We start from the raw sequence: 6,093 nt of genomic DNA, 5'->3' as shown, positions 1-6,093 counted from the left end.
TCAAGGTATAAAATTCGTTAACGGCGTTAAACAAAATGGACATCAAAAACAGGAAGCCGCTTGATCCTCCATACACCAGATTTGACTATAGCTCCGATTCCGCTCAACAGCACCATAAAAACAACAGATTACGTTTTTTTAAAAAACATTTTAATTTAATGTAGACGTCATGTAGACAATAAATCGTGTAAACAGCTACATTAATTGTCAGCATGTGGATAGGGGCGAAAAACAAACTACAGATGAATATTCATCGTATCTGATTAATGGGTTTAGTGTACTATTACATGTCGCCTTCAATGATTTTTAGTTAGGCTATATCTTCTCTCAAGAGATAACCAGTAATTGAATATTGCTCAACTAGGAAATCCAGAACAACCATTGACTGCGCCCGTAAATTTGGTGTTCGTCTCACTTTGTCATGATTTTTGAACAAATACCTTCTCATATATCTTTCCAAGTAAAATAGAGTATTTCCTGATTTATCCTTTGACATATCAATACCAAAGGTCTTTATTGCGTTACTGATCCAGTAAATACCATCATCTAAAAATTCACTTCCTATGCCACAAAGAAGTTTGCTAATGCTATAAATAAAAGATGATTCACCACCTATCTTACCGCTTAAGTCATTAAAAAACTCTTTATTCTCCAGTGAAAATGTATGCCACGCCATTGCCTCATCCTTCCAAGGGATTCTTGCAAATAAAAAAGATTCGATTATGTGCTCTTTATCATGCCGCCAACCTTGACTATTTATTGAATCAACGATGCGGCCTTTAAATCGGTTCCATACATACCAAAATGAGTCCGGCATATTCAGCGAGTCCTCAGCGCTAACAAATTCATTTAATAAATCTGCCATACCTTCGCTTAAGGTGAAATTATCGGTGAAATATTTCAGGTATTTATTCTTCTCGCTATTCTCTAGGTGAAGGATAAAACGAGCATAGTGCTCTAAAAATTCATGTCTTAAAGCATAATCAAGACGATCTTCTCTATCATGTGAAAGCAATTGTTGCGAAATTATCCTAATAATTTCCTCGACAAATGGCGCTGGTTTTTTGTGTTCGCTATCTAATGGCGCAAGCTGAAAAGCAGTTATCAATATGTCGTTATCTATGCTTTCAATATTGTCTATTACGGATTCCGTGATGGTTTCATCTTCGATACTCTTTACTACACTCTCTAATTCTTCAAACAACTCCCGCTCAAAGTCATTTTTATCAATGTCATATTTGTGCTGCTTATATGCCTCTTGTCTTACACGATCTTGAACATCTCTATATTTTTGAGCAATTACCAAATACCCAATGTACAGCGATTTCATGAACTCAGGTTCATCTTTCCATAAGTGCTGAACAGCTTGAATAGCTACTGTGTTTATCTTATCCACTCCCATCATCGTTATTGGATCATGTCTCATTAATGCCCTAATTAAGATAAGCTTGATAGTCATTCTTTCGTCCGGAAAATTTTCTATCAATCTTGGGAGTACAAATAACGCAGGAACAAGGCCGTCGCCAACCTGGTGCATGTAATCATCATTGTTAACGATGTTTGCGTATTCAAATATGACTTCCCTGCAAAATTCTAGCTCGGTTTTTCCTAATTTTTCTTTAAAATACCGCAATAGCACGGCGCATACATACGATGGTGTGGCTCGATCAAACTGTAATTCCTCCACCATGTTACCTTCTAAAAGTTGATTCCATATTTCTTTTGCCTCGACCAAAGCAGTCAATGGTTCATTTTCATAAGACTCATATTTTTTGTAGTTATCTCTATTGTAGAGCCTGCAATCAGCCCAAATCTTTAAACCGGAATGTGTAAATGGCTTGCTCGCTTCTCGCTGAGACGTTTCACTATATTCTCTAAGCTCTGAATCAATTTCCGGATTGAATTCAATTGCTATACCATTTTCTAATTCCATTACTTCAGGTGACATTTTCCTTTTGTCCATGCGGGCTAAATATAAACGCCATATTTTATCCCGATGATTTTCGTGTTCCTTATCTGGTAAATTTTTGTAGTGAGCATCCAGAATTTTCCAAATTTCCTGAAGCCTTTGTTCTGATTCCTCTTCACTTACTTCCTCGGTTCTAAAAAACTGATATTGAAGCGCTATATTTTCTAATGAGAATTTCCGATGTTTTTGATCGCAGGCGCTTATCCTTTCATTTTTGTGATGTTCATTGATCCGATTGATACTAAAATTTCTGAGCGAAGTAAGTTGAGTCTTATGTGTTTGATCCAGCATCATTCGAGATGTGTCATAGAAGAAAAACTCTTTTGTCCTGAATAGAATTTTAGCCACATTGAATGTTTTTTCATGAAACGCACCTACAATGCTTGCAACAACAGCCACGAGCGCAGAAGATTCAGATCTGGTTAGGATATAATTTAGATAAAATTCAAGTGTTTCAGATTTGGTATTTTTTCCTCTCTCAAGAAAGAAGCGTTCTAGCGACATTAATATTGATTCTAGTAAATCAGGGTTTACCTGTGTTCCTCGGTACATGCACCAAAGACGATTTGAAATAGGTAGATCAATTTTCTTCCCATCATCTAGAAACAATGTTGCTGTTTCAATCTGACCCTTATCAAGACTGGATTCTGCATATTTTTTTGAAGAATAATTTATTAGGTCGGCAATGAAGTTTAGTGCTAATCCTAAATCGGTTTTCAGCAAGGCGTATATGGGGGTCTGATAAGCACTGGCGGGGAAATAGTCTTGATGCCCATTCTCAACACCAAATTTATGATCGATCTCTAGTCTTGATCCATAAAAATAATCGTTGTTTTCTGGTGGTTCATACATCCAAAAGCATTTGGCTAGAGCGATCACTTTTTCCGGAATCTCCATAGCAACATTAAAGCATTCCATTTTGGTTAAAATGAATTCACTCATAAGATGATATGGATCGTTATGCCGCTTCCAATTGTTTAAAATTATTTCATCAATGATAGCTTCAAGTTCACTTTTAATTTCACCTACTCCATACAGAATGGTTAGGATCAAGTCTTTGGAAAAACCATCATCCCTAATATAGATATTATTTTCGATCACCGACTTGTAAAACGATAGGGCAATTAGGCTGGAATATTTAGTTGTGTCGCCAGACTTATTGTGACTGTTCCAGTCGCAGAGGACGGGCAAAGCAAAATTGAGATTATCAACACCGATCCTTTCGAGATTGTCATCAATGAACTTAATAAGCGATTCCCATCCGTTTCCTTTTGGCTTGGTTATTACATATTCCATTGATAAAATATCTGGCGTTCTCACTCCAAGTCTATCAAAAAAGCTATTATCTATCTCTTTGCATCCTATTCTTATCAACAAGCATATCCGTTTAAGAAGCCTGAAGTCGTCTTCCAATAGCAAATCTTTATTAATGCTAAAAAAGTAACCGGAATAGTCAGATAGAAGCATAGAAACTAACACTTCATCCTTCCACAAATTGGATATATTGCGAGACGATAAAGTTTCTACGATAAGATGACTAACGTCTTCATTGGCCGAGCTAAGTTTCTCTGATAGCCACCGCCTGAAAACTCGTCTTATGGGCAAAGACTGTTGTATTCTATTAAAAAACATTTCTGCATTTTCTGAGGATAAAAAATTACTCTCAACGAATTTATCGAGCGCCCATTCTTCATATATATCATGAGTAATAAAATATCCGCGAGTAGACTCATAACTAATTATTCCATCGGAAACCAATGCTTTTTCTGCCGTTTCATTTGAGTAGCTAGGGTCTGGAATAACGAAAAATTTTCCTGAATTAGCTCTTTCTTCAGCAAGATGTATGAAAAATTGTTCTCGTTGTGGGGATCTTTTCGCAATGACTCTTGGCCATAAAGACTCTTTGAACTCAAAGTAGCTTGCGCCCTTGTTGTCCTGATAATGCCTTAAATACTCCCTGAGATAAAATGGAGTCAGTATGAGCGCTTTGAGCTTTTTATCATCAGGAATGACAAAATCATGCTTTTTAGCAAGTTCGAATAATGTATCTTCATTCAGGTTTTCTAGATGTACCGACTTAAAGCTAATTTTGTACACTTCATATAGCTGAAAAATCAAATCATCGAGGTAGGTATTTCTCGTGGTAAACCACACCCTCCATCCAGCTTTAATTAAAATGGATAGATACTCTTTAATAGGATCAGTATTTTCTAGAGCAAGTAAGTGTTCCGCAGAGTCAATAACAACAGTTTTATTGTCAGCTCCGTCGTGCGCTTCAATAAAATCCTTTAAAAAGACACCCAACAAGAACTCATTCAAGTTACTAACAGAAAACTCAGTCGCCTTATGGACATAAAAGGCATCATTTTCCCTTTTATTGCGATAAAGCTCTTTTATCAAGGCCGTTTTTCCTGTGCCGCCTCCGCCACTAATAACTAGCGCGTTATTATCTGACTTTTCAATTTCAGAGATTGTTTCAGAACGATTAATTGAAATCTCTTTGCCGCCAAAGTGTATAGCGGTTTCAATATCGTCTAGTATGGAAGTTGTATGAGATTCGAGCGACTCCAGAAGATCAAACAAATTATCAGAAAGAGTGAAAAAATAGGATGTAATACGTCTACAATCATCCACAACAAATGGCGATTCAAAGAAACTTTTGCAACGCCACTCAATTTCCAAATTAATGTCTTTTGCTTTTTCCTCGACTTCTATTTTTCCCTTAGGTTCCTTTCCTCTACTTTGCCCCCACTCGGAGTTTGTATAAAATATTATTTTGCTTAGATCTGGGTAATCACGCTTAGCCTTTGTAAGCGTATCTAGTATCTTATCTTTGTAATTGGATAATGAGTACTCATAAAATTTTGCTTGCCAACCTACCTTGTCTTCCTCAACGGTAATTGGATCAGTTTCAATTGCTGACTGATTTTTGTAGCGAAAAATCCCTGTTTTAGCTCCGTATTCATTGCAGAAAAAGAGATAACACATCCACTCAAAACTTTCTTGTGGATTTGCAGAAAACTTTTCCTTAAATATATTCCAATCAGTCTTAATCAATTCTAATGTTCCTTTTATGAGTATTAACTGATATTAAATCGATACTACTTGGAAGATTTGAAGATTTTTAGAGGGTTTCTAATATCTAAAACCCCGATTTGGTTCAAAATCAGGTATTAGTGCTGTGCCGTATAACAAGTAATTATATAGTTTCCGTATATCTACCATATTCCAAAATAAGGAGTAATAAAAATGTGATACTAACCCGATTTGCTAACTGTATATCATCCTAAAATGGGCTGATATACAGCCCCGGAGATCATGACATGCTTCTTTTGCCATGGGATTTAACCAAAAAATTTCAAACTTTGATAATGACAAAGGACAGAAGGATCGCACACTCCCTTTGCCGTTGATTTTGCTTTCTAACTTGGAAGTACAGCGAGAAAGCGTTATCGGCTATTGATATTGAGCCAAAGAGATCCATTTGCCGGTATTGTCTGGATACCAGTTCAGATAGCATTACCCCCGCTTTCTGATACTTATATCCACTGCGGTAAATCTTGCGTAATCCCCACAGTGCGACCTTGGTCAGCAATCTCGTATCGTCCGTTTGTCTTGGCAGTGCAATCGTCATGCCGTTGGCATAATACGGTTCTTTTTCATTGAACGGGCTGGTGCGGATGCTAACGTGCACCGATCCGGCATAGGATTGTTGTCGCCTTAGCTTTTCTGCTGCGCGGCTGATGTAGAGCGACACCGATTCTTCCAGACTGGCCAGATCGGATACTGGGATGCCAAAGGAACGGGAACTGACGATCTGTTTTTTCGGTGGATTGATTTCTTCCAGTTCGATACAGGCCGTGCCGTTGATTTCCCGGATGATCTTTTCCATCACAACCGAGAAACGGGCACGCAGTTGCGATGGCGATGCTGTTTGGAGATCCCACACGGTTTTGATGCCGATTTCGTGCAGTTTAGGTGCAAGCCGTCTGCCGATACCCCAGATTTCACCGACTTCGATGCGTTGAAGAGCTATAGTCAAATCTGGTGTATGGAGGATCAAGCGGCTTCCTGTTTTTGATGTCCATTTTGTTTAACGCCGTTAACGAATTTTATACCTTGAA

Annotated in this window: 2 protein-coding genes; both read right to left on the bottom strand. The window is 37.7% G+C overall.

The window, feature by feature from the left end; translation table 11 throughout:
• Positions 1-310 precede the first annotated feature (310 nt).
• The gene (gene avs4 / locus BLU57_RS15335; protein WP_176776477.1) at positions 311-5,026 is read right to left on the bottom strand and encodes an AVAST type 4 anti-phage nuclease Avs4; all 4,716 of its coding nucleotides are present in this window, start codon (positions 5,024-5,026) and stop codon (positions 311-313) included.
• A gap of 301 nt (positions 5,027-5,327) precedes the next feature.
• Entirely contained in the window at positions 5,328-6,011 is a 684-nt protein-coding gene (locus BLU57_RS15330; RefSeq protein WP_256206335.1) for a DinB/UmuC family translesion DNA polymerase, read from the bottom strand.
• Between the last annotated feature and the right edge of the window lie 82 nt (positions 6,012-6,093).

It is taken from the genome of Nitrosomonas oligotropha (genome assembly GCF_900106555.1).
GTDB lineage: Bacteria > Pseudomonadota > Gammaproteobacteria > Burkholderiales > Nitrosomonadaceae > Nitrosomonas > Nitrosomonas oligotropha_A.
Note: the sequence above shows the minus strand (reverse complement) of the source record. Positions and strands in the feature narration are given on the sequence as shown.